Origin of the sequence: Aliiroseovarius sp. PTFE2010 (assembly GCF_049943335.1) — a bacterium.
Taxonomy (GTDB): Bacteria; Pseudomonadota; Alphaproteobacteria; order Rhodobacterales; family Rhodobacteraceae; genus JBNFVY01.
This window is the reverse complement of sequence record NZ_JBNFVY010000003.1, coordinates 141,514-168,028: the sequence shown is the minus strand read 5'-3', so window position 1 is coordinate 168,028 and position 26,515 is coordinate 141,514. Positions and strand designations below refer to the sequence as shown.

24 protein-coding genes are annotated in these 26,515 nt (G+C 63.2%); 10 read left to right on the top strand and 14 right to left on the bottom strand.

All coding sequences use genetic code 11. From position 1 onward, the window contains the following. Positions 1-39: 39 nt before the first annotated feature. On the bottom strand, positions 40-450 hold the full coding sequence (locus ACP2AV_RS06835; RefSeq protein WP_426371951.1) for a DoxX family protein: 411 nt from the start codon (positions 448-450) through the stop codon (positions 40-42). A gap of 209 nt (positions 451-659) precedes the next feature. Between ACP2AV_RS06835 and ACP2AV_RS06830 the strand changes: the two genes are divergently transcribed. Further along, the gene (locus tag ACP2AV_RS06830) at positions 660-1,223 is read left to right on the top strand and encodes a YSC84-related protein (RefSeq protein ID WP_426371950.1); all 564 of its coding nucleotides are present in this window, start codon (positions 660-662) and stop codon (positions 1,221-1,223) included. A 78-nt stretch (positions 1,224-1,301) separates the two neighbouring features. Here the strand turns inward: ACP2AV_RS06830 and ACP2AV_RS06825 are convergent, their stop codons facing one another. Continuing rightward, positions 1,302-2,174, bottom strand: a complete 873-nt coding sequence (locus ACP2AV_RS06825) for an NAD(P)-dependent oxidoreductase (RefSeq protein WP_426371949.1) — start codon at positions 2,172-2,174, stop codon at positions 1,302-1,304. A gap of 86 nt (positions 2,175-2,260) precedes the next feature. Here ACP2AV_RS06825 and ACP2AV_RS06820 point away from each other — a divergent pair, with 86 nt between their 5' ends. Beyond that, positions 2,261-4,732, top strand: coding sequence for a penicillin acylase family protein (locus tag ACP2AV_RS06820; protein WP_426371948.1), 2,472 nt, complete (start codon positions 2,261-2,263; stop codon positions 4,730-4,732). Between the two features lie 385 nt (positions 4,733-5,117). Here the strand turns inward: ACP2AV_RS06820 and hflX are convergent, their stop codons facing one another. The 9 genes from hflX to dusB form a co-directional block, all read right to left on the bottom strand. Further along, complete coding sequence (gene hflX, locus ACP2AV_RS06815) at positions 5,118-6,404, bottom strand: GTPase HflX (protein ID WP_426371947.1); 1,287 nt, start codon at positions 6,402-6,404, stop codon at positions 5,118-5,120. A 2-nt stretch (positions 6,405-6,406) separates the two neighbouring features. Continuing rightward, positions 6,407-6,640, bottom strand: a complete 234-nt coding sequence (hfq, locus tag ACP2AV_RS06810) for an RNA chaperone Hfq (RefSeq protein WP_426371946.1) — start codon at positions 6,638-6,640, stop codon at positions 6,407-6,409. Positions 6,641-6,788: 148 nt separating this feature from the next. After that, positions 6,789-8,321 carry a TrkH family potassium uptake protein gene (locus ACP2AV_RS06805; RefSeq protein ID WP_426371945.1) on the bottom strand — a complete coding sequence of 511 codons (1,533 nt, stop codon included), beginning with the start codon at positions 8,319-8,321 and terminating at the stop codon, positions 6,789-6,791. Next, positions 8,321-9,697, bottom strand: coding sequence for a Trk system potassium transporter TrkA (trkA, locus tag ACP2AV_RS06800; protein WP_426371944.1), 1,377 nt, complete (start codon positions 9,695-9,697; stop codon positions 8,321-8,323). Before trkA ends, ACP2AV_RS06805 begins: the two co-directional genes overlap by 1 nt. 154 nt (positions 9,698-9,851) lie before the next feature. After that, positions 9,852-11,258 (bottom strand): sigma-54-dependent transcriptional regulator, encoded by a 1,407-nt coding sequence (locus ACP2AV_RS06795; protein WP_426371943.1) that lies wholly within the window; start codon positions 11,256-11,258, stop codon positions 9,852-9,854. A gap of 15 nt (positions 11,259-11,273) precedes the next feature. Then, the gene (locus ACP2AV_RS06790) at positions 11,274-13,532 is read right to left on the bottom strand and encodes an ATP-binding protein (RefSeq protein ID WP_426371942.1); all 2,259 of its coding nucleotides are present in this window, start codon (positions 13,530-13,532) and stop codon (positions 11,274-11,276) included. Between the two features lie 81 nt (positions 13,533-13,613). After that, positions 13,614-14,996 (bottom strand): response regulator, encoded by a 1,383-nt coding sequence (locus ACP2AV_RS06785; protein ID WP_426371941.1) that lies wholly within the window; start codon positions 14,994-14,996, stop codon positions 13,614-13,616. A 38-nt stretch (positions 14,997-15,034) separates the two neighbouring features. Then, positions 15,035-16,108 (bottom strand): two-component system sensor histidine kinase NtrB, encoded by a 1,074-nt coding sequence (locus ACP2AV_RS06780; protein ID WP_426371940.1) that lies wholly within the window; start codon positions 16,106-16,108, stop codon positions 15,035-15,037. After that, positions 16,105-17,082: a tRNA dihydrouridine synthase DusB gene (gene dusB / locus ACP2AV_RS06775; protein WP_426371939.1), complete on the bottom strand. Its 978-nt coding sequence runs from the start codon at positions 17,080-17,082 to the stop codon at positions 16,105-16,107. The genes ACP2AV_RS06780 and dusB overlap by 4 nt, the downstream gene beginning before the upstream one ends. Positions 17,083-17,267: 185 nt before the next feature. Here dusB and ACP2AV_RS06770 point away from each other — a divergent pair, with 185 nt between their 5' ends. The 4 genes from ACP2AV_RS06770 (at position 17,268) to ACP2AV_RS06755 (ending at position 20,713) form a co-directional block, all read left to right on the top strand. Further along, positions 17,268-18,401, top strand: coding sequence for a bifunctional 2-C-methyl-D-erythritol 4-phosphate cytidylyltransferase/2-C-methyl-D-erythritol 2,4-cyclodiphosphate synthase (locus ACP2AV_RS06770; protein ID WP_426371938.1), 1,134 nt, complete (start codon positions 17,268-17,270; stop codon positions 18,399-18,401). Then, on the top strand, positions 18,398-18,895 hold the full coding sequence (locus tag ACP2AV_RS06765) for a phosphatidylglycerophosphatase A family protein (RefSeq protein ID WP_426371937.1): 498 nt from the start codon (positions 18,398-18,400) through the stop codon (positions 18,893-18,895). Before ACP2AV_RS06770 ends, ACP2AV_RS06765 begins: the two co-directional genes overlap by 4 nt. Then, positions 18,892-19,365, top strand: a complete 474-nt coding sequence (locus ACP2AV_RS06760) for a CinA family protein (protein ID WP_426371936.1) — start codon at positions 18,892-18,894, stop codon at positions 19,363-19,365. The genes ACP2AV_RS06765 and ACP2AV_RS06760 overlap by 4 nt, the downstream gene beginning before the upstream one ends. Before the next feature lie 169 nt (positions 19,366-19,534). Beyond that, entirely contained in the window at positions 19,535-20,713 is a 1,179-nt protein-coding gene (locus ACP2AV_RS06755) for an ammonium transporter (protein WP_426371935.1), read from the top strand. Between the two features lie 253 nt (positions 20,714-20,966). On the opposite strand, the gene ACP2AV_RS06750 is transcribed toward ACP2AV_RS06755, so the two are convergent. Beyond that, positions 20,967-21,422, bottom strand: coding sequence for a type II toxin-antitoxin system RatA family toxin (locus ACP2AV_RS06750; RefSeq protein WP_426371934.1), 456 nt, complete (start codon positions 21,420-21,422; stop codon positions 20,967-20,969). Between the two features lie 71 nt (positions 21,423-21,493). Here ACP2AV_RS06750 and hpt point away from each other — a divergent pair, with 71 nt between their 5' ends. The 3 genes from hpt (at position 21,494) to ACP2AV_RS06735 (ending at position 23,268) form a co-directional block, all read left to right on the top strand. Continuing rightward, a complete protein-coding gene (hpt, locus tag ACP2AV_RS06745; protein ID WP_426371933.1) occupies positions 21,494-22,036 on the top strand; it encodes a hypoxanthine phosphoribosyltransferase in 543 nt (180 codons plus the stop codon). Beyond that, a complete protein-coding gene (locus ACP2AV_RS06740) occupies positions 22,033-22,200 on the top strand; it encodes a hypothetical protein (protein ID WP_426371932.1) in 168 nt (55 codons plus the stop codon). The genes hpt and ACP2AV_RS06740 overlap by 4 nt, the downstream gene beginning before the upstream one ends. Before the next feature lie 183 nt (positions 22,201-22,383). Further along, the gene (locus tag ACP2AV_RS06735; protein WP_426371931.1) at positions 22,384-23,268 is read left to right on the top strand and encodes a c-type cytochrome; all 885 of its coding nucleotides are present in this window, start codon (positions 22,384-22,386) and stop codon (positions 23,266-23,268) included. A gap of 24 nt (positions 23,269-23,292) precedes the next feature. On the opposite strand, the gene lipA is transcribed toward ACP2AV_RS06735, so the two are convergent. Together lipA and ACP2AV_RS06725 are read right to left on the bottom strand one after the other, a co-directional pair. Next, positions 23,293-24,249 (bottom strand): lipoyl synthase, encoded by a 957-nt coding sequence (lipA, locus tag ACP2AV_RS06730; RefSeq protein WP_426371930.1) that lies wholly within the window; start codon positions 24,247-24,249, stop codon positions 23,293-23,295. A gap of 191 nt (positions 24,250-24,440) precedes the next feature. Then, positions 24,441-25,532, bottom strand: coding sequence for a DUF6456 domain-containing protein (locus ACP2AV_RS06725; RefSeq protein WP_426371929.1), 1,092 nt, complete (start codon positions 25,530-25,532; stop codon positions 24,441-24,443). A 277-nt stretch (positions 25,533-25,809) separates the two neighbouring features. Here ACP2AV_RS06725 and ACP2AV_RS06720 point away from each other — a divergent pair, with 277 nt between their 5' ends. Next, positions 25,810-26,103, top strand: coding sequence for a DUF6477 family protein (locus ACP2AV_RS06720; RefSeq protein ID WP_426371928.1), 294 nt, complete (start codon positions 25,810-25,812; stop codon positions 26,101-26,103). The last annotated feature ends 412 nt before the right edge of the window (positions 26,104-26,515 follow it).

Here is a 26,515-nt window from a genome sequence, read left to right as displayed (position 1 = left end):
ACGGCACCGTATGGGTCTGCCATACGGCGCCGTAGGGGCTCAGGCGCGGGCCATGCGCCCTTCCATGGACACCGGGCCTGCGCCCATGGCGATCACGAACAGCAGACCGCCGGTGATCGACAGGTTCTTCAGGAACATGATCATCTGCATTTGCGCGGCCATGCCTTCGGCGGCGCCAGCGGGGATCAGGTGATAGAGCACGCCAGCCAGCAGCGTGAACCCGGCCAGCGCCAGGGCCGCCAGCCGCGTCTGATATCCGACGATCAACGCAATGGCACCGATCAGTTCGACGGCAATCGTGGGCCAGACCAGAAATCCGGGCAATCCGCCGCTTGCGATATAGGCGGCGTTGCCGGCCGGATCGCCCAGCTTTTGCAGACCTGAAATCAGGAAAATCAGGGCCAGAAGAACGCGCCCTGCCGGCGCGGCGTAAATCTTGAGAGTGTCCATTTTCGTCTCCTTGGGTCAGTTGGGATATGGCTAGCCGCTCAAAATTCAGCGCGCAATTATGGGATAAAGCGCGCGCGCTGTGCATCAGCGCACATATGCCAGCCGCTCAGGTTAACGATGACAGCCGCGCCTGCACGGGCTATAGTGCCCCCCAATTGGCCCGCTATGAGGCCGAACTGGCATCTACAGGCAAACAAAGAGAGCTTCCCATGACATATCTTCCCCGCCGCCTTTTCCTGGCCGGTCTGGCCGCGACCGGCCTGATGGGTACCGCTGCGTGCGACAACGGGCTGCAAAGCTCGGGCGCGGCCACGATTGACGCGCGCGCAGATGCGACGCTGAACTATCTGTACAGCAACTACCCGGAAACACGCGATCTTGCCGACAAGGCCGCGGGCGTGCTGGTCATGCCGCTGGTTACCAAGGCGGGGCTGGGGTTTGGCGGCGCCTATGGGCGCGGCGTGCTGCAGGTCGGCGGCGTGCCGGTCGATTACTATTCCACCACGCAAGCCAGCTTCGGTCTGCAGATCGGGGCCCAGCAATACGCCCATGTGCTGATGTTCATGACCGATCAGGCGCTGGCCGAATTCCGCAATTCGCCCGGTTGGGTCGCAGGGGCCGATGTGGAATATGTCGCCGCGAACCAGGGCGAAAACCTGTCCGCCGACACCACCACCACCCTGTCGCCAGTTCTGGCGTTTGTGTTCGGTCAGACGGGCCTTGGCATCGGCGCCAGCATCGAAGGCACGAAATACACCCGCATCATTCCCTGAGCGGGTCCTGCCGCGCGCCGCGTGCGGCGCGGCGAAACACGCAAGGCACGGCCCGCAGGGTCGTGCCTTTCCTTTGGATCACCCGATCGCGTTCAGACGCGCCAGCAATGACGATGTATCCCACCGTCCGCCGCCCAGTTTCTGCACGTCCTTGTAGAACTGGTCGACCAGCGCGGTGACCGGCAGTGACGATCCGTTCCGGTCGGCTTCCTCCAGGCATATCCTCAGGTCCTTGCGCATCCAGTCGACCGCGAAACCGTGTTCATAATCGCCCGCCAGCATGCTCTGATAGCGGTTTGACATCTGCCAGCTGCCCGCTGCGCCCTGGCTAATCACTTCGACCACGGCGGCGCCATCCACACCGGCCCGCTGGGCAAAATGCAAGGCCTCGGACAGGCCCTGGACCAGCCCGGCAATGGCGATCTGGTTGCACATCTTGGTGGTCTGGCCTGCGCCGACCTCGCCCATTCTGCGGCAGATCTTGGCATAGGCGTCGATCACGGGTTGGACGCGGTCATAATCGGCCTGATCGCCCCCGCACATGACGGACAGCGCCCCGTTTTGGGCGCCTGCCTGCCCACCGGACACCGGCGCATCGACAAAGCCCAGCCCCTTGGCTTTGGCATCGTCGTACATCTCGCGCGTGATGGCGGCCGACACGGTGGTGTGATCCACGAAAATCGCGCCCGCGTCCATCGCCGAGAACGCGCCGTCCGGCCCGCAGCACACGGCGCGCAGATCGTTGTCGTTGCCGACGCAGGCAAACACGATTTGCGCGCCTTTGGCGGCTTTGGCCGGGGTGGCGGCGGCCGTGCCCTTGTGCTCGGCGCACCAGCGTTCGGCCTTGCTGGCGGTACGGTTATACACCGTGACCTGGTGACCGGCGGCGGCCAGATGCCCGGCCATCGGATAGCCCATGACCCCCAATCCCAGAAACGTAACTTTCGCCATGGCTTTCCCCTCTTGCGGCTTTGTCCTAAACAGGTTCAATCCTTCGTACCTGCCACGTGCACCCACTTCAATCATCGCCCGGCTGAATGCTCCGACTGTTTCGTATCGCTGCCAATCTCTTTACCGCGCTGATCCTGCTGGGATTGGGCGCTGCGGGGCTGTTTTACTGGCTCGCGGCGCGATCCCTGCCCGATTATGACGGCCAGTACAGCGTGCGCGGGCTGGATGGGCGCGTCGAAATCGTGCGCGACAACGTGGCCGTCCCGCATGTCTTTGGCGACACCGAGGCGGACGTGTATTTCGGGCTGGGATTCGCCCATGCGCAGGACCGGCTGTGGCAAATGATGATGCTGCGGCGCACAGTGCAGGGCCGTTTGTCGGAAATGTTTGGCGAACGCACGTTTCGCAGCGACGAGCTGATGCGGCGGCTGGCGCTCTATCCGGCGGCGCGCGCCAGCCAGGCGCATCTGGCCCCCGAAACGCAGCGTGCGCTGCGCGCCTATGCCGATGGGGTCAACGCGTGGCTGGAACAGGTGAACCGCGGCGCCCTGGGGCGCGGCGCCCCCGAAATGTTCGTATTCAAAAGCGACATCGCGCCCTGGGCCCCGGCGGATTCGCTGGCCATCCTGAAGCTGATCGCCTTTCGCATGACCGGACACCTTGAAGACGAGGTGCTGCGGATGCGCACCGCGCTTTTGGTGCCCGACCGGGTGCAGGATCTGATGCCCGATGCGCCCGGCAACGGCATCGCCGCCCTGCCCGAATTTGCCGCGCTGCGCGACATCGTGCCCGGCGATGCCCCCGGCGTCCCCGTGCGACAGGCCCTGGCCGAAGATCCGCTCTATCCGCTGGCGGCCGCCCCGCTGAGCGGCGCGTCGAACGCCTGGGCCGCCGCGCCAAGCCGCTCGGCCACGGGGTCAACCCTGCTGGCCAACGATCCGCACCTGGATTTTACCGCCCCCGGCCTGTGGTATCTGGCGCGGCTGGACCTGCCCAGCGGCGGGGTGATCGGCGGCACGATCCCGGGCATTCCGGCGGTCATGGTGGGGCGCAGCCAGGGCTTTGGCTGGGGCATGACGGCGTCTTTCGCGGACACGCAGGACCTCTTCCTGGAACGGCTGAACCCCGCCAACCAGGACGAGGTGCAGACCCCCGACGGCTTTGCCCCGCTGACATTGCGCCAGTCGATCATCCGCATGCGCGAGGCGGCGCCGATTACCATCGACATGAGCTGGTCCGACAACGGCCCGGTGCTGCCCGCCGACCAGTTCAACATTGCCGCAATCACCCCGCCCGGCCATGTGGTATCGCTGGCCTGGACCGGCCTGTCCGAACGCGACACGACGCTGGACGGCTACATGGCCTTGATGCGGGCAGGCGATATCGACGCTGGGATCGAGGCCGGGCGCGCCATCGTAGCCCCGGCCATCAACCTTGTGCTGGCCGATCAGGACGACATCGCGATGAAACTGACCGGCGCCCTGCCCCGCCGGCAAGCCGACCACCAGTCGCAGGGCCGCATCCCGTCGTATGGCTGGGTTGCGCAAAACCGGTGGGACGGCACGCTGCCCTATAGCGCGAACCCCGAGTTTCGCGCGCCGCGTGGCGGCATTCTGGGCAACACGAACAACAAGGTGATCGACCGTCCCTTTCCCAACCATGTCAGCTTTCACTGGGGTGACACGCAACGCATCCAGCGGTGGCAGCGCCTGATGCAAAACCGCGAGGTTCACACCCGCGAAAGCTTTATGGAAACCCAGCTGGACATCGTGTCGCCGTCGGCCCGGGCGCTGTTGCCGCTGATCGCGGCCGAGTTGTGGTTCACTGGCGATCCTGCCCCCGAAGGCACGCCCGAACGGCGCCGTCAACGCGCGCTGGAAATGCTGGCGGAATGGAACGGGGAAATGAACGAACACCTGCCCGAGCCGGTGATTTATTCGGTTTGGGTGCGCGCGCTGCAACAGCGGCTGATCCGGGACGATCTGGGCCCGCTGGCGCGCGCCTTCACCCATGTCGAACCGATTTTTCTAGAGCGGGTGTTTCGCGATGTGGACGGGGCCAGCGCGTGGTGCGATGTGTTGCAATCGGCCGCGATTGAGAATTGTCCTGACATGGCGCGGCTTGCCCTGGATGACGCGCTGCTGTGGATCGACGAACGCATGGGCGGATCTCTGGAAAGCCTGCGGTGGGGGGATCTGCATCAGGCCACCCACGACCACCCGGTGCTGGGGCGCGTGCCGGTGCTGCGCTGGTTCGTGAACATCCGTCAGAGCACGTCGGGCGGGGACAACACGCTGATGCGCGGGGTGGTGCGGGGCATGGGCGCGCAGCCTTACGAAAATGTGCACGGCGCGGCCTATCGCGGGATCTATGATTTCGCCGATCCGGACAGTTCGGTCTTTGTTACCGCGACCGGCCAGTCGGGCCATTTCCTGTCGCGCCACTATGACGATCTGGGCGAGCTGTGGCGGCGCGGCGAATATGTCCCGATGAGCCTGGATCCCGGTCTGGCCCGCGCGGCCGGCGTCGGCGTGACCCGATTGACACCCGCGCCCTGACCCCGCCCTGACCCCGCCCTGACCAAGCCCTGAGACCCGGCCCTGGCGCGGTATCGCGACAGCCGGCAGGGCGCGCGTATCGTCTGGCCGCCTGCCCGGCGGTTCAGAAACGTCACCCCCGGCGGATCATCACCGACACGATTGCTGCCCGGCGCCCGATGGTGCGAGGGTTTGAAGACTTCGATGCGTTTTGCGACATGGAATTTTCGAAACGGAATACGCGCGGCGACACGCAGATTGATCGTTTTCGCCGCTTGATCGTTTTCGCCGCGTGGATGCCTCTGCTACGGCTTTTCCCAACGCCAAGTTTCCTGTTGACCCGCGGGGCGGTGGCATAGCCATCGCGCCCGCCACGACCGCCGGGATCTTCGACAAATCCGGCTGATCACAGATCGCGAAAGCGTTTTTCCTGCCGCGCCGACCACGTGACCGACAGGCGGTAGCCATCTTCGGTCTGCTCTTCGCCGGTCACCAAGTCCTGATCATAGAGCCAGGCGCGCTGCTTGCCCGCGCTGAACGGCAGGTCCAGCACCGTGTCAAATGTTTCGTCCGACAGCGCGTCCGATATGGCGTCGAACACCGCTTCCAGCCCTTCGCCCGTCAAGGCCGAGGTGACAAGTATGCCATCGCTGCGGTCTGCTTGTGTGCGCAAGGCGTCGGCCTGTTCGGGCGTCACCCGGTCGATCTTGTTCCAGACCTCAAGGCGTGGCGTGTCCTTGTTCACCCCGAGAGACGCCAAAATCGTTTCGACATCGGCGGCCTGTTCCGCGCTCTGGGGGTGGCTGATGTCGCGCACATGCACGATCAGATCGGCCGACAGAACCTCTTCCAGCGTGGCGCGGAAGGCGGCGACCAGTTGCGTGGGCAGGTCGGAAATGAACCCGACCGTGTCCGACAGGATCACCTCGCGGGCCTGGCCCTTGCCCGTGGGCAGCTTGACCGCGCGCATGGTGGGATCGAGCGTGGCAAAGAGCATATCCTTGGCCATCACATCGGCGCCCGTGGCCCGATTGAACAGCGTCGATTTTCCGGCGTTGGTATAGCCCACCAGCGCGACGATGGGGAACGGCACCTTGGCGCGCGCGGCGCGGTGCAATTCGCGCGTCTTGACCACCTTGGCCAGTTGCTTGCGCAGCCGGGTCAACTGGTCGTCGATGGCGCGCCGGTCCGCTTCGATCTGGGTTTCCCCCGGCCCGCCGACAAACCCCAGTCCGCCGCGCTGGCGTTCAAGGTGGGTCCAGGCCCGCACCAGCCGCGTGCGCTGATAGGACAGCGCCGCCATTTCCACCTGCAGTACACCTTCGCGGGTGCGCGCCCGGTCGGAAAAAATCTCAAGGATCAATCCGGTCCGGTCGAGAAGCTTGACCTTCCACGCCTTTTCCAGATTGCGCTGCTGCACCGGGCTGACCGGCCCGTCCACCAGCACCAGTTCGATGTCGTTGGCGCTCAGGCGCGCGGCAATCTCTTCGACTTTGCCCGACCCGAACAGCATGCCCGGCTGCACCTTGGACAGGCGCACCACTTCGCTGCCCACGACGTCAAGTTCGGGCATGGCGGCGGCCAGCGCAACAGCTTCGTCCAGCGCCGGTTCAGCAGCGCGGCGATCCGGGTTGCTCAGAATGTCGGGGTGGATGACCCAGGCCCGCGTATTGCGAACCTCATGCTCGGGCAAGGTTACTCGTCACCTTCATAAAGACTTATCGGCTGGGATGGCATGATTGTCGAAATCGCATGTTTGTAGACCAGTTGCGATTGTCCGTCACGGCGCAGCAGCACGCAGAAATTGTCGAACCAGGTGATCACGCCCTGCAGCTTGACACCGTTGATGAGAAAAATTGTCACCGGAACCTTGGCCTTGCGGACGTTGTTCAGGAATGCGTCTTGCAGATTCTGTCTGTCACCAGCCATCGTTCAGTTGCCTATGTTTTTGCGCAGTTATGTGCGGTCTGCCTCTCGCGCGGCAGGGTTTGATTTGACAGGGATCAGTATGGCGCGGCGAATCAAAGGATTCCACCCCAAAAAACAGTCCGTTAGGGTAAATGGCTGTAATAGTGACCTATTGCCGCCAGTTCAACGGGTTGATCAGCGCCACGATGACCAGCATTTCCAGCCGCCCCAACACCATGGTTCCGGCCAGGATCGCCTTGGCCCCGGCGGGCAGCGCGGCGTAGGACAGCGGCGTGTCGGCGGCGACGCTTGCCAGCGGCCCGGTGGTCGACAGGGCGGCGACGGTCAGCACGGTGACCTCTTCGAACGACAGGTGGAAAAAGCCAAGCATGGCCATCACCATCGCGATCGACATCGCGAACAACATGAAAAAGACCCAAGCCACATAGGCCCCTTGCCGGCGAAAATGACGGTCGCGCGCACCCGCACCGGCGACCGAATTGGGAAACACCAGCTTGTCCAGTTCGCGCTGACCATGACGATAGAGCGCATAGACCCGCAGCAGTTTCACGCCCCCCGCCGTGGTCGCCACTCCGCCGCCGAAAATGGACAGCCCGAGCAGCATCAGACCGGGCGTTTCCAGCCCCGACCACAGCTGCGCGGCATCCCAATAGTCGCTTTCAAAGCCCGCCGTGGTCAGGAACGACATGGTGGTGAACAACCCGCCCCAGAATGCCGCCAGCCCGCCGGGCCGTTCGGCCCCTTCGGGCAAATCCAACACGCCCACCCAATGGTGCAGGAATATCAGCACCGGAACGACCAGCACGATCAGCAGCCCTAGGCGAAATTCGGGATCGGTGCGCAATGCTTCGGTGTCGTCGCCGCGCGCATCGGTGGTAAAGGTCTGGCGCGACAAGGCAAAAAGAAGAAACAGGAACACCAGCCCTTCGCCAATCACGCCGGACGCGCCCGACAGCCCGCCGACAGGCGAAATGCCCGATGTCGCCATGGTGGACATCGCATGACAAAAGGCCACGAACGGCGTTTCACCCAGAACCGTCAGCGCCACCCAGAGCACCGTCGTCAGCCCGGTATAGACCGGCAAAAGGCGCGTGGTGAAATGCATCAGCCGCTCGGCAGCGGTCGGCGTATCGCCGGGCAATGCGGACGCCGTGGTGCCAAACACCCGGTTGCCGCCACCGACAGGCGCGGGGTTCAGAACCTCGAACCCGCCAAGATTCAGCGGCGCCATGATCGCGATCGCCGTGACCCAGGCCAGAAATCCCCCCAACCACCCGACCAGCGCGCGCCACAAATGAACCGAGCGGCCGAGACGCTCGGGGTCTTCGAACACGGTGGCCCCCGTCGTCGTCAGGGCCGAAACCATTTCAAACCAGGCGTTCATGAAACTGGTGTCGCGCACCGCTTCGACGACCGGCACCGCCAGCACCACCGGGATGACCAGATAAGTCGCCAGCAAGGTGATCAGATGGGTCCGGCCCTGACGGCGGACCGGGCGGCCGTGCGTTGCGATCGCGGCAAAACCGCTGACAGTGCCCAGCAAGACGGCCGAATAAAAGAACGCCCGCATCTCTTGATGTTCGCCCACAGTGGCGGCGAACCCGGCCGGCACCAGCATGGCCAGCGCGGCCACCGCCAACAGCAGGACGAACAGCGGCAGATCCAGAAGCAGGCGGCGCATCAGAAAAAGTCGATCGAGACCTGGAGCAAGCGCTCGACCTCGGGCACGTCGCTGGCCATCGCAAAGATCGCAATCACATCGCCTTCTTCGATCCGCGTCTCGCCGGTGGGTTTCACCAGCTTTTCCCCCTTCATGATCGCGCCGACCAGAACGCCTTCGGGAAAATCGATGTCGCGGATCGAATGCCCCGCAATGGGCGAGGTCGACAGAACCTGCGCTTCGATCACCTCGGCCTCGGCGTCGCCCACCGAATAGACCCCGCGCACGCGCCCATGGCGCACATGACGCAGGATCGACGACACAGTGGTGGCGCGCGGGTTGATATAGGCATCGATGTGCAGCGGGCGCAGCAGCGGAACCAGTGTGGGATCGTTGACCAGACAGATGGCCATCGCGCAGCCCGCTTCCTTGGCGCGCACGGCGGTCAGAATGTTGGTCTTGTCGTCGTCCGTTACGGCCAGAATTGCGTCGGCGCGGTCGATCCCCGCCTCGTTCAGCAGTTCGCTGTTCAACCCGTCACCGTGCAAAACGATCGTGCGCTCTAGCGTGTCGGCGGCGGATTCGGCAACGTCGCGGTTCTGTTCGATCACCTTGGCGCGCACCCGTTCGGTCCGGCTTTCCAGGGCCTTGGCCACAGCCAGACCGACGTTTCCGCCCCCCACGACCACCACGCGCTCTTGCTTGCGGCTGGTCTTGCCGAAAATCTCGATCAGGCGGTTGAGGTCCTGCGAATGGGTGAACACATAGACCTGATCCCCTGCGAAAAGCTGATCGCCCGGATCGGGCGCGAACAGTTTCTTTTCACGCCGGATCCCCACAACGATGGCCCGCAAAGTGGAAAACAGATCGGTCAACTGGCGCAGCGGGGTGTTGATCACCGGGCAGTTTTCATCCAGCGAAATGCCGACCAGCTGCGCGGTGCCGCCAAGAAAGCTCTGGGTGTCGAAAGCGGCCGGGGCGGCAAGGCGGCGCAGCGCCGCTTCGGCTACCTCACGTTCGGGGCTGATCACGACGTCGATCGGCATGTGATCGCGCCGGTAAAGGTCGGAATAGATCGCCGTCAGATAGCTTTGCGAGCGCAACCGCGCGATCTTGCGCGGTACCGCGAAAATCGAATGGGCCACCTGGCAGGTGACCATGTTGACCTCGTCCGAGTGGGTCGCGGCGATCACCATGTCGGCGTCGCGCGCGCCGGCCCGGTCCAATACATCGGGATAGGACGCGAACCCGGCAATCCCCTGCACATCCAGCGTGTCTGTGGCCCGGCGCACCAGTTCGGGGTTGTTATCGACCACCGTAACGTCGTTTTTCTCACCCGACAGGTGCCGTGCGATCTGCCAGCCGACCTGGCCTGCCCCGCAAATGATGACTTTCATGCATCCCGTCCTGAAATTGCCAGCACCGCCTTGGCATGGCACGCGCGGCCCCTGGGGTCAATTGCGCGCCCGCGCCTTCTGTTGTGCGCGCGCACTACGGCGCGCGGGGGCTGGCGCATCACGCAGCGGCGCGGCGCAAGAGCGCGCGCTTGCGTTACTGCGCCGCTTCCTGTTCGACATAGGCCACACGGGCCCCGGCCTTGTTGGCCGTTACCACACCCAGCGACTTGAGCTTGCGGTGCAGCGCGCTGCGTTCCATCCCCACGAAGGTCGCGGTCCGGCTGATATTGCCGCCAAAACGATTGATTTGCGTCAGCAGGTATTCGCGTTCGAACAGCTCGCGCGCCTCGCGCAGCGGCAGCGATGCCAATCCCCCTGAAATCGTCATCCGGCCGGCGTCGCTCGGGCCGTCTTCGGCGGTGGGCAGATCGCTTGCTGCAATTTCGCCCGTGCCATCGCCCAGGATCAGAACCCGCTCGATCACATTGCGCAGCTGGCGCACGTTGCCCGGCCATTGCATGGTCTGCAGCATGGCGGCGGCATCATCGGAGAGCACGCGGGCAGGCAGGCCCTGGGTTTCGTTGAACTGCTTGATGAAGAGCGCGACCAATTCGGGGACATCTTCCAGCCGCTCTTGCAGGGACGGCACGGAAATCGGGACCACGTTCAACCGGTGAAATAGCTCTTCACGGAACCGGCCCGCTTCAATTTCGACTGGTAACACCTTGTTGGTACTCGAAATAAGGCGCACATCTACCCGTACCTTGTCGCTGCCACCGACCCGCGTGAAACTCTGATCGACCAACACGCGCAGGATTTTCGATTGGGTGCCCAACGGCATGTCGGCCACTTCGTCAAAGAACAAGATACCGCCGTGGGCCTCTTCCAGCAGACCCTTTTCGATCCCCCGTTCGGTGCCTTCGCGCCCGAACAGAACCTCTTCCATGCGGTCGGGTTCGATCGAGGCGGAATTGACCACCACGAAGGGCGCGTCGTTGCGGTTGGAATGGGCGTGAATATAGCGCGCGGCAACTTCCTTGCCCGACCCGCCCGGCCCGGTCAGCATCACCCGGCTGTTGGATTTGGTCACCTTGTCCAGTTGCGTTTTCAATGACTTGAACGACGCGCTTGATCCAACCATTTCGACTGCGACGGTCTCGCGGCGGCGCAGGGCGCTGTTTTCCCGGCGCAGGCGCGAAATTTCCATCGCCCGTCCGATGACGACCATCAGTTGATCAATATTGAAGGGCTTTTCGATAAAGTCATAAGCCCCCTGTTTGATCGCGGCGACGGCAATTTCGATATTGCCGTGACCGGAAATGATCACCACCGGGACATCGGGGTTGTCCCGCTTGACGTGTTTGAGAATGTCGATCCCGTCCATCTGGCTGTCCTTGAGCCATATATCCAGGATCATCAGCGCAGGGGCTTCGGCGTTCAACTGTGCCATGCATTCGTCTGAGTTGCCTGCCAGACGTGTCCCGTACCCTTCGTCTTCCAGAATATCCGCGATCAACTCGCGAATGTCCCGTTCATCATCCACGATCAGGATATCACCCATTGCTCATCTCCGCTCTCATACTGCCAGCTCCTGTTTTTCAGTGTCGGCGACCTCGCTGCTGAGACGCAGCCGCATTTCGGCGCGCGCGCCGACCTGCCCCGACCCGTCCAGCGGGTCGGCATCGGTCAAAATCAACGTGCCGCCGTGTTCTTCGATGATCTTCTTGACGATGGGCAGACCCAGCCCGGTGCCCTTTTCGCGCGTGGTCACATAGGGTTCGAACAGGCGCGATCGATCCTGGGGCAGCCCGATCCCGTTGTCCGAAATCGTGACGGCCACATCGCCGTCGTCCAGCATCATGGCCACATGAACCCGTGGTCTGTAGCCATCGGGTACGCCCAATTCCTGCAGGCTTTCAATGGCTTCCCCGGCGTTCTTGATCAGGTTCGTCAAGGCCTGCCCGATCATGGTCGTGTCCACGTCGGCCAGGACGCGGCCGGTGGGAAGATCGGCTGTGATATCGATGCCGACCTGGGCGTTTTGTTGCAGCAGGACCGCGCCGCGCACCAGTGCGACCATGTCTTCGGTGCGCCGCTCGGGTTCGGGCATCCGGGCAAAGCGCGAAAATTCATCCACGATGCGGCGCAGATCGTTGGTCTGGCGCACGATGACATCGGTGTATTGTTCCAGCTGGTCGGCATCCTCGGTGTCCAGTTTGCGGGAAAACTTGCGCTTGATACGCTCGGCAGACAGCTGGATCGGGGTCAGGGGGTTCTTGATCTCGTGGGCGATCCGGCGCGCCACGTCGCCCCAGGCCGCCATCCGCTGGGCACTGACCAAATCGGTCACGTCGTCGAAGGCCACCACGTAACCTTCCAGCGTGCCATCCTTGTCGCGCCGGGGCGACATGCGCACCAGCAGGCTTTCCAGCTTGCCGCCCCGCACCAGGCGAATTTCCTCTTGGGCGACTTTGCCGCCTTCGCGCAAGCGATTGAAAAGATCGGTAAATTCGGGAACGACATCCGACAGCAGCTGATCGCCCGCCCCATCGCCATCAATACCCAAAAGCGCTTCGGCCGAGCGGTTGACCACGGTCAGGCGGCCGTCAGGATCAAGCCCCAGAACGCCGGCGGTGACCGATCCCAGCACGGAATCGAACAGGCGCCGCCGTTTGTCGATCTGCTCGGAATGTTCGATCAACGTGTCGCGCTGCGTTTTCAGTTGCCGGGTCATCTGGTTGAAGATCTTGCCCAGCATGGCGATTTCATCGCCGCCGTCGTCTTCGATCACCTGCACATCCAGATCGCCGTCGCCCACCCGCTGCGCCGCCGAGGTCAGCCGCCCCACCGGGCGCGACAGGCGGTCGGCAAACAGCAGGCCAAGAAAGGTCGCCGCCAGGATCAGAATCAGCGCAAACCCCAGATAGATCAGCGCGAATTCGAACAGCACCTGCCCGCGTTCGCTTTCCAGCTGGTTATACAGCTGCACCGTTTCCTGCGTGCTATCCAGCAGCGACAGGATTTCGCCATCGACGTCGCGCGTGACATACAGATAGCGATCGGCAAAGCCCGGCATTTTCATGAGGGCGCGAAATTCGTTGATGTCCCAGTCTTCGATGATCACGACATCGCCGGTGGCCGCATCCGCCAGCGCCGCATCCGAAGGACGCTCGTAGTCAAACAGGTATGACCGGTCACCGCGCACCTTGATGTCCCCGGTGGCGTCAATGACATAAGCCTCGCGCAGGCCACGCTGGACCAGCGGCTGGCCCTGGCTGAGCACCCGTTGCAGCCCGCCATCGTCCAGAAAAAGGGATTGGCGCCGCGCCTCGGTGATCAGCGCCGACAGCGCGCGGATATCTTCGGTCAGGTCCTCAAGATGTTCCTGTTCATAGGCTTGCGCCGCGGTCAGCGACGTGCCGACCACATCGCGCACCCGCTCGGAAAACCAGCCCTCAAGCCCGATGTTGATCGTGATGGTGGCGAATACGGCGACGGTGACCGTGGGGATCAGCGCCAACAGGGCAAAGACGCCTGTCAGGCGCAGGTGCAGGCGCGCACCGGCCGAATGGGCGCGCCGGGCCGCGATCATCTGCACCACCCGGTATGCCACAAGGGCCGCGACCGCCAGCACATAGACCAGATCGAGAAGCAGCACCGCGCGCAGCAGCGGCGATGTCGCCCCCTGCCCGCCCGGCCCCACGACAAGGAAGGTCGCAAACACCAAGATGGGTCCCAGAATTACGAGCCCGATGGACATCGCATTCTGATAGCGCCGCAATCGACGCAACCGGATCAACCTTTCCCAGGTTACGGATCGGACAGATGTCCGCACGCATCACCTCATGACTACCGCTCAGTGCCGTGGTTCTTTTTCAGGGCTGCGCCCGATTTGCCACAGTCTTATGTTGCGGTTTTACATCAATTTACGGCGGCGTGTCACCTGAATATCGAGGTCGGTGATCTTTTTTCTCAAGGTATTGCGGTTGATGCCAAGCAGATCGGCACATTTGGCCTGGTTCCCGCCCACCGAATCCAGTGCGATTTCAATCAACGGTAGTTCGACTTCGCGCAGCACACGCTGATAGAGACCCGGCGGCGGCAGCACGCCCCCGTGCAAATCGAAGTACCGGCGCAGGTGTTTGGCCACGGACGCGCTCAGCTTGTCGCCGCTTGCGCCCTGGGCGATCGGCTCCATCGCGGGCTGGTTGCCCAGCACCATTTCCACTTCGGTGCGGGTGATCATTTCGTCCGACGCGGTGACCATCAGCCGGCGCACGGTGTTTTCCAGCTGCCGCACATTGCCGGGCCAGCTGTAGGTGCGGATCAGGTCGATCGCATCGGGCGCAAACCGCCGGGGGCTGAGCCCGTCGCGTTCCGAGCGGGCAAGAAAGTGTTCGGCCAGCAACGTGATGTCATCGACCCGTTCGCGCAGACTGGGGACGTTCACCGTCACGCCGCCCAGCCGATAGAACAGATCCTGGCGAAAATCGCCTGCTTCCATCTTGGCCGACAGGTCCGATTGGCTGGCGGCCAGAATGCGCGGTGCATTGTCTGTGAAACTGTCGAGCATGCGCACGATACGTCCCTGCGCCTCTTCGGACAGATCGCCGACCTCGTCAAACAGGATCGAGCCGTTCTTGGCGCGGCTGAGGATCGCGGCGGGGCCGTCCATTGTGGCCAGATCGGCCGCCCCGGCCACAACAAAAGGCAAGGTGCGCCGGTCTGACAGGTCATGAATGGCCCGCGCGATCAGCGATTTTCCGGTCCCGCTTTCGCCCGTGATCAGAACCGGCAGATCGCTGTTCATGACCCGCGCGACAAGACGATACAGGTTCTGCATCGCCGGGGTGCGGCCCACCAGCGGCAGTTCGCTGGCGTCTTCGCTGGTCAGCCCGCTGCCATTGGCCCTGGATTTGGGCGGGTTGGCGCGGCGCTTGACCTCAAGCGCGCGGCTGGCCCGTTTCATCAGGTCGGGCAGGTCAAAGGGTTTGGGCAGGTAGTCAAAGGCGTCGGCCTCGGCGGCCTGAATGGCGGTCATGATCGTGTTCTGGGCGGAAATGACGATGACCGGCAGACCGGGGCGGCGTTCGGCGATCTGGGGCAACTGGTCCAGACCGTTGCCATCGGGCATGATCACGTCTGAAATCACCAGATCGCCCTTGCCCTCGTCGACCCATCGCATCAGCGTGACCAAAGAAGACGTCGCATGCACCTTGCACCCGGCGCGCGTCAGCGCCTGGGTCAGAACGGTGCGGATCGTGCGGTCATCATCCGCAACAAGTACGGTGCCATCCATGGCTCAGAACTCCCTCGGTTCAGTGGATTTGCAAGGTCTCATCCGGCGTCCCTTGGAGCGACGGGCAAGGAAATGCGAAAAACGGTCTTGCCGGGGACGGACTCGACGCCGATCCAGCCTTCGTGGTCGGAAATAATCTTGGACACCAGCGCCAGGCCCAGCCCGGTGCCATTCTCGCGGCCCGAAACAAAGGGCTCGAAAATATCGGCGGCGATTTCGGGCGGCAGGCCCGGCCCGTCGTCGATGATTTCGACCTGGAGCGGCAGCGCCCCGCCGGTGCCATCCTTGCGGCGCAAACGCAGGGACAGATCGTAAAAGGTGCGGATCTTGATCGTGCCGCCGTCCTTGCCTGCTGCCTCCGAGGCGTTCTTGAGAAGGTTCAGGAACACCTGCAAAAGCTGATCGCCATCCACATAGGTGGGGGGCAGAGACGGGTCGAATTCTTCTACGATGCGCATGTTGGCGGCATAAGACAGCATGGCCGACTTGCGCGCCCGATCCAGCAGGTCGTGGATATTGACCGCCTTGCGTTCGGGCGGGCGCAAATTGCCGAATTGTTCGACCTGGTCCAGTAGCGCCACGATGCGGCGGCTTTCGGCCACGATCAGATCGGTCAGTTCCAGATCATCGGCCGTCAGGTTCATCGACAAAAGCTGCGCTGCCCCGGTGATCCCGGCCAGCGGATTCTTGATTTCGTGGGCCAACATCTCGGCCATGCCAATCGCCGAGCGGGCCGAAGATTTGACCGATTGCGCCTGGCCCAGCCGGTCGGCGATCTGGCGCGGCTCCATCACCAGAAGGATCGATCCGGCATGGCCCGACAGCGGCGCCATCTGCACGTTGCAATGGACCGGCGGCGCGTTGCCGCCCGACACATCGACATTGTTGATGAACAGCGGCGCGTTGTGTTCACGCACACGCGCAAAGCTTTCTTCCAACGGGGCGTCGATCACGATGCGGTCCAGGATCGGATGCCCGCGCAACGCCTTGGCCGACGAATTCAGGAAATCCTCGGCGGCGGGATTGGCATCGAAAATGGCGCCCTCGGCATCGACGATCAGCGTCGGGACCGGCAGCGACAGCCAGATGGTGGAATCGGAAATGGCTGTCATGCGGCCTCCATCGCGCCGCACAGCGCGTCGGGCAAAAGGGTCAGAACCTGGGGCGGCTCGGCGGTCAGCACACGGCGGCGCAGGTCGAGCGGGGTGTCGGCGTGGTCCATGTACCAGCCAAGGTGCTTGCGCACGACGCGCTTGCCCAGGTCGGTGCCATAAAAGCCCAACGTATCCTGGTAGTGGCGCGCCACCAGATCCACCAGCGCCTGCCCTGAGGGCGCCGGGCCGGGATCTTGCCCGCCCAGACGCGCGGCGATGTGGGCGATTTGCCAGGGCCTGCCCTGAATTGCGCGCCCAACCATCACCCCTTGCGCGCCCGAATTCTCAAGCGCCATGCGCGCGTCGTCGGCTGTGCAAATGTCGCCATTGGCGATGACCGGGATGTTGACCGCCTGCACCACCGGCGCGATCGCGGCCCAATCCGCGCGGCCCTTGTAGAACTGGCACCGGGTGCGGCCGTGGACCGTCACCATTTGCACGCCCACGTCTTGTGCGCGGCGCGCGATGTCGGGGGCGTTCATCATCTGCCCGTCCCAGCCAAGACGCATTTTCACCGTCACCGGCACCTGCACGGCGCTCACCACCGCGTCGATCAATTCCAGCGCCAGATCCGGTTCCCGCATCAGCGCCGAACCCGACATCCCGCTGACCACCTTCTTGGCCGGACAGCCCAGATTGAAATCGATGATTTGCGCGCCATTGGCTTCGACCATCCGCGCCGCCTCGGCCACCCATCGCGGGTCGCGGCCGGCCAGTTGCACGGCACTGGCCCCGGCGCCCAAAGCCAATTCGGCCCGTTCGCGGGTGCCGGGTTTGGCCTGTACCATTTCCTGGCTGGCCACCATTTCGCTGACCACCAGTCCGGCGCCAAAGCTCTGAACCAGTTGGCGGAACGGAAGGTCCGTGATGCCAGCCATCGGGGCCAGGAAAACCGAAGGGTCGAATTGCAGATGTGCGACTCGCACGGGCAAGTGATTAATCCTTGAGCAGTTACTCAAGAGCTAGCGAAGCATTGGGCAAAGCGCAATTCTAGAGCCACCAAAAAAGATCGAAAAACAGCATCTGCTCATTTTTTAGGCAGCGCTGCTGCCGGTTCGCCCCATTGTCACATCTGCATCAACCACTTAGACACTTCGCGACACCAGCCGGGGGAACCATGACAACAGCAGCGATCATCGTTGCCGCAGGGCGCGGGCGGCGCGCGGGGCGGGCAGGCCCCAAACAGTGGCAGATGCTGGCCGGACAGCGCGTCGCCAACTGGACCGTGGCCGCGTTCGCCGCGCACCCGGCGATATCGCGCCTCATCGTCGTGCTTCACCCCGATGACATGTCACTGGCGGGCAGTTTTTTGCCGGGGTGCACCAGTGTGCCCGGCGGCGTTGACCGCGCTGCATCCGTTCGCGCAGGTCTGGAGGCGTTGGCGGGCGATCCCCCTGACCGGGTTCTGATCCACGATGTGGCGCGCCCGCTGGTCGACGGCGCTCAGATCGACCGGGTGATCGCAGCCTTGGACACCGCCCGGGGCGCGGCCCCTGCCCTGCCCGTGACCGACGCATTGTGGCGCGGCGACGGCAAGGTTCAAGGCGTGCAGACGCGCGACGGGTTGTGGCGCGCGCAGACCCCGCAGGGCTTTCACTTTGGTGCCATCCTTGACGCGCACCGGGCCCATCCGGGCGGCGCTACCGATGATGTCGAAGTCGCCCGCGCTGCCGGAATTGAGGTGGCGATTGTGCCCGGCGACGAACGCAACCTGAAAATCACGCTGCCTGACGATTTCGCCCGGGCCGAGATGTACCTGAAAGGACCAAAAATGGATGTAAGGCTGGGCAACGGTTATGATGTGCACGCGTTCGAAGATGGCGATCATGTCATCCTGTGCGGCGTGAAAATCCCCCATGCACGCGGCCTGCGCGGCCATTCAGACGCAGACGTGGCGATGCACGCGCTGACCGATGCGATCTATGGCGCGCTGGCTGACGGCGATATCGGACGGCACTTTCCGCCCAGCGATCCGCAATGGAAAGGCGCGGCGTCAGACATCTTTTTGCGCCACGCGATCGGGCGCGCCCGCGAAAAAGGGTTTGATCTGGGTAACTGTGATGTAACCATTGTGTGCGAAGAGCCTAAAATCGGGCCCCATGCGGGGGCCATGATGGCGGAACTTGCGCGGATCATGGGAATCGATGTGACCCGCGTGTCGGTCAAGGCGACAACATCAGAGCAGCTCGGCTTTACCGGGCGACAGGAAGGAATTGCCGCATTGGCCACAGCGACACTGGTGACACCATGACCGCGCTTGCACAGATGCTGGCGACGGTCTTTGGCGTGGGCAACATGCGCCCCGCGCCGGGCACCTGGGGCTCGGCCGCGGCGCTGCCGTTGCTATGGGCGCTGCACACGGCGGGTGGCTTTACCCTTGTCGTGATCGCAACGCTTGCGGTGTTCTTCGTTGGGATCTGGGCCACGGGCGAAGTCACGCGCGCCACCGGCAATCACGACCCGTCCGAGGTGGTGATCGATGAAGTGGTGGGCCAGTGGATCGCGCTTTGGCCGGTGTCTCTGGGGGCCGGCTTTATGGGGATCGACGTGCTGCGGCTTTGGCCCGGATGGGTTGCCGGGTTTGTCCTGTTCCGTCTGTTCGACATATGGAAACCGGGCCTTGTGGGCCGGGCCGACCGGCGCAATGACGCGGTCGGGGTCATGCTGGACGATGTACATGCGGGTATCTTTGCCGCGCTGTGCACGGCGGCTCTGGCGTTCCTCTTTCACGGAGTATTGACATGACTGTATCGCCCGAAGAAGTTCTGGACGAAGCGCGCGCCAAGGGCTGGACCATCGCCACCGCCGAAAGCTGCACTGGCGGCATGTTGTCGGCCGCGTTGACCGACGTCCCCGGCGCGTCGGACGTGTTTTCGGGCGCCGTCGTGAGCTATTCGAACGAGGTCAAGATCGGCCTGCTCAAGGTGCGGCCGACCACCTTGACCGAACACGGGGCGGTCAGCCAGGCCGTGGCGCGCCAGATGGCCGCGGGCGTATACGAACAGACGGGCGCGCGCCTGACCATCGCGATCACCGGCATCGCCGGCCCGGGCGGATCTGGCCACAAACCCGAAGGGCGGGTCTGCTTTGCCGTTGCCAGCCCGGATTTTTCGCATGCTGAAACGGTCGAATTCGGCGCTATTGGGCGGCAGAATGTCCGCCAGGGCGCCGTTGACCGGGCGCTGGATCTCTTGATGATGGCGATGACCCAGTAATTTATTTCTTGCGCAGATTTTGGGCAGCGCCGCCTTTTGCGGCCCAATTGCCGTGCATTTCGCAAACCGCCACTGAAATAGACGTGGCCATGGGGTGTCCGCCTCTTTTCAAAGCAGCCTGAAGCCGCCTTAAGCCCCCGCAACCAACAAATTGGATCGGAGGGGACCAATGGTAGCAGCGGATACAGCCTGGATCATCGTGGCCACGGCCTTGGTATTGTTCATGACACTGCCGGGGCTGGCACTGTTTTACGGCGGGCTGGTGCGGGCGCGCAACGTGCTCAGCGTGTTCATGCATTGTTACGCGATTGCCTGCGCGATGAGCGTCGCGTGGTTCGCGGTGGGATATTCAATCGCCTTTGGCGACGGCGGCGCGCTGTGGGGCGGGCTGGGCAAGGCATTTCTTGCAGGCATCGACGCGGACACGCTTTCGGGCACCATCCCCGAAATCCTGTTCTTCGCCTTCCAGATGACCTTTGCCATCATCACCCCGGCGCTGATCGTCGGCGCCTATGTCGAGCGCATCAAGTTCAGCTTCGTTCTGACCTTTTCCACCCTGTGGATGCTGATCTGCTATGCCCCGGTCACGCACTGGATCTGGGGCGGCGGGATGCTGTCGGATGGCGGCATCTTCGGCGAAACCGGCGCGCGCGATTTCGCTGGCGGGATCGTGGTGCACGAAACGGCCGGTCTGGCAGCGCTGATCCTGGCGTTCATGCTGGGGCGCCGCAAGGTCGACAACAAACCGCCGCACAACCCCGGCTATGTGGTGATCGGCGCGTCGATGCTCTGGGTCGGCTGGTTCGGGTTCAACGGCGGCTCGCAACTGGCGGCGGACGGCGGCGCGGCCATGGCATTGACCGTCACGCACCTGTCGGCGGCCACCGCATCGCTGACCTGGGCGGCGTGGGAAAAGATCAAATACGGCAAGGCCAGCGTTGTCGGCATCGTGACCGGGACCATTGCGGGCCTTGCATCGATCACCCCGGCCAGCGGGTTCGTCACCCCGATCCAGGCGCTGATCATTGGCGCTGTCGCGGGGATCTTGTGTCAGGAAGCGGTGAACCTGATCCGCAACAAAGTCCGGATCGACGACACGCTGGACGTCATGGCCGTGCACGGTGTGGGCGGCATTTTCGGCACGCTGATGATTGCCGCCTTCGGTCACGGCAGCTGGATCGCACAAACAGGATCGCTGGTGATCGTGGGGTTGTGGACCGCCGTGACCACCGTGGTCATCGCGCTTGTCGTCAAGGCAATCACGGGTCTGCGCGTCGATCAAGAGATTGAGCATACCGGTCTCGATCTGGCCTGCCACGGCGAAAGCGCCTACGACCACAATTCATGACCGGATCGGCCCGCCGCGCGCGGGCCTTTCCACCCCGTCTTGCGCGCGGGTGTTTCAGGCCACCGGCGCCATGACCCGGGGCGCAACGCAAAATTGCCGGTGCGATAGACGGGCACGCAGATCGCGCTGATCAAACATCAGCAGCCTGGCGGGCATGGCCCGGATCGCGCACAGTCAGTACGGGGGCAACTTTGGCCGGCCCCACAGTTTTTCGCCCCCCGTTGGCCATGCCAATCGTCGCGGGCGGCCCCTGTCAGGCGCCAGCGCCATAAAGCTGGTCGGCGCGCTTTTCGAACGCTTTGACGATCCGCGCCATCGCCTCGTTGAAAACGACGCCGATCACGCGCTGCAAAATCGCGTTCTTGAATTCGAAATCCACAAAGAAATCCACCCGGCATCCGCCCTGCGGCAGATCGGTGAAATCCCATGTGGATTTGAGGTATTTGAACGGCCCGTCCAGATATTCGGTGTCGATATGACGGCGCGCGGGCCACAAGATCACGCGGCTGCCGAACCGTTCGCGAAAGACCTTGAAGGAAATCACCAGATCCGCCTCCATCACTTCGTGATCCCCGTGGTCGGTGCGGCTGCGGATACGCGCGGCTGAATTCCATGGCAGAAACTGCGGATAGGCCGCAACATCGGCCACAAGGTCGTACATTTGCTGGGCGGTATACGGCAGCTCTCGGCTATCGGACTGGGTAGGCATGTTGCGGTCTGACCTGTGGTGACTTTCCCGACAGAACAACTAGACTGACGCACGAATTGCAAGGGGGTGACATGCCGCATCAAGCGTATCAGATAGACAAGATGATCTCGGCCAAGCAAATCGCGGCGCGGATCGAAGAACTGGCGCGCGACATCCGGGCGCGGTTTTCCGACACCGACAAGCTGGTGGTTGTGGGGTTGCTGCGCGGATCATTCGTGTTCATCGCCGATCTTGTGCGCGAGCTGGACCTGCCGGTCGAGGTCGATTTCCTCGAAGTTTCATCCTATGGCAATTCTACCGAAAGCAGCCGCGAAGTGCGTATTTTCAAGGATCTGCGCGGCGAAGTCGAAGGCCGTGACGTGCTGGTGGTCGAAGATATCGTCGACACGGGCCACACGCTGACCCATGTGATGAACCTGCTGAATGCGCGCCGCCCGGCCCGAATCGAAACCATTGCGCTGCTGGACAAGCCATCGCGCCGCGAGGTGCCGTTCAAGGCGACATGGACAGGATTCGAAATTCCCGATGAATTTGTCGTGGGGTATGGAATTGATTATGCGCAGCGCAACCGGAACCTGCCCTATATCGGGAAAGTCAGGTTCACCGAGGAATGAATATCCGCTGGTTTTTGCGCGCAAAACGGTTGGCCCAGAACCCGCCAAGCTGGGGGCGGGTCAAACTGGTGCTGGGCGTGGTGGCGGTCTGTGTGGCGCTGGTCTTGCTGGAACGGTTCGTCGGCTGGCCAGAGGCATTGACGCTGGAGCGGATGCCGCGCTAGGGGCGGACGGCGCCGATGACAGGCAATACGCCGGGGTCCAGATTCGCGGCGCGCCGCCAAATGGCCATTGGGCGGCGCTCAATCAAGGTCGCCAAATGTGATCCATGCTCTATCATGAACATCCATGCTCTATCATGAACAAAGGTGTCCCGCACGCAGGGATACCTGCAAAAAGGAGGTCCCATGCGCATTGTTCGCCTTGTCATCGTTTTCCTTGTCATTGCTGTGGGCGCGGGGCTGTGGCTGACCGCGCCCAAGACCGTTACGCCGGGCGACATCAGCGCGATTACGCCCGACCTGGAACGCGGCAAATGGGTGTTTCACGCAGGCGGCTGTGCGGGATGCCACGCGGCACCCGACAGCGATGATCCGTACCTATTGGCCGGTGGTTTGGCACTCGCCTCGCCATTCGGGACATTCTATGCGCCGAACATTTCGTCAGATCCAGACCATGGCATTGGCGACTGGACGGCCGAGGATTTGGCGAACGCGATGATCCACGGCACATCGCCGGATGGGCAGCACTATTATCCCGCCTTCCCCTACCCCAGCTACACCAAGGCTGATCCGTCGGACATCGTGTCACTGCATGCCTATATGCAGACGCTGCCCGCCGATGCCACCCCGTCCCGCGCGCATGACTTGGGCTTTCCTTTCAACATCCGGCTGGCGCTGGGTGGTTGGAAACTGTTGTTCATGCGCGACGATTGGGTCGTGGCCCCGGGCGATCTGAATGATCAGGAAACCCACGGGCGTTATCTGGCCGAAGCCATGGGGCATTGCGGGGAATGCCACACGCCGCGCAATCTGCTTGGGGGGCCGGCGACCGGTGAGTGGCTGGCCGGCGGGCCGAACCCGGCCGGCCAAGGCAAGATTCCCAATATCACACCCGCCGGTCTGGCGTGGTCGCAAGACGAAATCGCAGAATACCTGTCGTCGGGATTTACGCCTGATTATGACGTGGTCGGCGGGCATATGGCCGAGATTGTCGAAAACTATGCCCGATTGACGCCTGAGGACAGGGCGGCGGTGGCGGCCTATCTGAAACGGGTGCCCCCGCGCGAATAATCCGCGCGGGGCCTGCAGCCGGGTTCAGGCGTTGGCCAGTTTGGTCATCCGCGCCGCGCGCAAACGCGCGAAATCGTCGCCCGCGTGATACGACGAACGGGTCAGCGGCGTGGCCGAAACCATCAGGAACCCCTTGCCATAGGCCGCCTTTTCGTAGCTGGCGAATTCATCGGGCGTCACAAAGCGGTCAACGCGGTGGTGCTTGGGCGTGGGTTGCAGATACTGCCCGATGGTCAGGAAATCGATATCGGCGGCGCGCATGTCGTCCATGACTTGCGAGACCCCTTGCCGGTCCTCGCCCAGCCCGACCATGATGCCCGACTTGGTGAACATTGTCGGATCCAGTTCCTTGACCCGTTGCAGCAGGCGCAGCGAATGGAAATAACGCGCGCCGGGCCGCACGCTGGGGTAAAGCCCGGGTACGGTTTCAAGGTTGTGGTTGAACACATCCGGCTTGGCTTCGACGACCAATTCCAGCGATCCCGGTTCGGCCTTGAGAAAATCGGGGGTCAGGATTTCGATCGTGGTGCCGGGGGCGCGGTGGCGCACAGCGCGGATGGTCTGGGCGAAATGCTCGGCCCCGCCGTCCGCGACGTCATCGCGATCTACCGAGGTAATCACAACGTGCTTCAGCCCCAGTTTGGCCACCGCGTCGGCCACGCGGCCCGGTTCGAATACATCCAGCGTATCGGGCCGCCCGGTGGCCACGTTGCAGAAGGTGCAGCCGCGGGTACAGATGTCGCCCATGATCATCATGGTCGCGTGTCCCTGGCTCCAGCATTCACCGACGTTCGGACAACCGGCCTCTTCGCACACGGTGCTCAGCTTATGTTCGCGCATGATGTTGCGGGTGTCGGCATAGCCCTGCCCCGACGGCGCCTTGACGCGGATCCAGTCCGGCTTTTTGGGCTGGGCATTGTCTGGCCGGTGCGCTTTTTCGGGGTGGCGCTGATCGGGTATTTTCAGGTCGCGGGGCGACATGGGCGTGCTCCTGTGGTGCCTGAGTCCTTTTTACGGAAATTCGCGTGGAAAGTCCAATTTCCTCGGGTGCATAGCCGCTTTGCAATCGGGCATGCAAACCTGGACCCATAAGACGGCAAAAAGGGCGCAGCCGGGAGGAGCCGCGCCCTTTTCATCAGATCAGCCGCTGCGCCCGCGCGGCCGACCCAAGCTCAGCCGATCAGGTCGTAATCAGAGCGTGACGCATAGTGCTGGGCCAGCCGCTGCAATGCGATGCGCAGCACGATCTTGCCCGAACGCGCCGACCAGCCCATCCGTTTTTCGGCCGTTTCCATACCTTCGAGCATGCAGCAGCACCGCAGCACCACATCGCCCAGCCCCGGGCCCAGATCGGCCAAGACATTGGCCACGCGCTGGCGCGCCGGGTTCGTGCCGGGCACGACGGGCGTTTCACTGTCCGCGGTAATATAGCTTTCCCAGGCCGCATTGGGGCTGTCCATGCGGGCCAGTTCGAAATCTTCGTGCAGACGTTCGGCGGCGCGCACAAGTTTGGGGGACAGGAATGGTGCGCCATCGCGGTCACGCCGTCGCGACAGGGCCTGGATCGGGCTTTCGACAACCGCATAGCGGGCCCGGCCTTTTTGCTCGCCCCCTTCCTGATCGCGGTTCCAGCTGGCCGACTGTCCGTCGAAATTCGCCGGCGCTTCGGAAAAGCCGGGGCGCAAGTCGTCGGTTGCAAGCATGTCGCGCAGCGCGGTGCGCCCGGCGCTGGTGATCTTGTATTTCGCGATACGCCCTTGCTTTTCAACGGCAATCCATTCCTTTAGGGCGATCGCCTGCGCAATGGCGCGGTCCAGCACCGCCGTCCGGTTTGACCGCCCATCGGGCATATCACGAACGACAACGGCCTTTTCCATGTCTTTGGCCACGGCAAGACAGGCGCCCGGCTCGGCCAGGCGGCGCAGAACGCGGCGCGCTTCCCTGTCAAAGGTTTCACTGTCGGGTGTGGCCCCCGCAGGCGCCGCATCGTCAAAGGTGGTCATGTGTGCATCCTTGCTCTCAACACCTGATTTCGAGCGGTTGATGCGTCCCAGGGTGACCAATGCCTCGTCGATAAGTGGATCGTCGCGGCGCGATTCAAGCTTGTGGACCTGGCGCATCACGGTCGAGGCATGACAGCCCGCCGTACGCGCAACAGACCGAATGGACTGCCCCAGTTGGGTGTGGATGATGTAGTGCCGTGCGTCTTGCGGCACCCAGTTCGGCAGCGCGTCTGTGGCGGACGCGTTGGTTCCAAGTGTCATTCGGTCTTCCCCCGTTAATCGACGCCCGTTCTGGGCGATGGTCCAGCATACGAAGGCCATGATTGCGTTTGGCAGAGTATGCGATCATCCCGTGGCCTGCGACTCAACCTAAAGTTGTTTTGGTTACCTGAGAGTTAATTTCAACCGGTGTCCCTATAATTGTTGTTTCTTTGTAAACATCACAGTAACCAAACGAACGGTCGTCTTTTCGCAACGCAACACCCGTCTGGGTTGTGGCAATCCTTGGTCCACACTTGCTGGACAAAGGACTAGACGAATGAAAGATCTCCGCTCGATTCTCGCTCAACTCAAACGTCCCCGCCTGCTCATTCGGGCCGCGCGTTTTGGTGCCGAACACTATGACCGCGCCCGGGATTTGGCCCGCATTATCAAGGCGCCGGCCAATCTGTCGCCGGCCGTCGCGCTGGATGCGTTGATCGCGCAAGAGGCGCAGCTGGAACTGACGCGCAAGTCGGGCGATGCGTCCTATTCGGTGTCCAGACACGTGGATGTTCTGATCGCGCTGATGGCCGAAGCCCGCCTGTTGCCTGAGCGCAAGGAATGCGCCTGAAAAGGCGCTACGATCTGGTCCGGGCTGCCCGAAAAGGGCGCCGAGTGGGGTCCCCCCCCTCGGACGGGCAGTGTTGCGACAAACATCGTCGCGACGCCATAAATCGGCAAGGGCAGCCCGGCCAGATCAACATGAAACGCGCCCGCCGTGTGCCTTGGCGCGTTTTGCTTTTCCCTGGACCGTGGCGGGCGACGGCCCGCCGCGGTCCTGAACCGGGGTGAAACATGAACGATCGCAATGTCGCTCGCAGGTCACCCCAAGGAAGGGACAGGCGGCGCCCGCCACGCGGGGCAGCCAGGTGGATTTTGCCACACCGCGCCGGCAATTGGCTTGGCCCTCTGCCACGCGCGCGCCCGTGCTCATCGCATTGAGCGAAGCGGCGAATGCCCGCTGCGGTGCCCGAGGGGCTTGC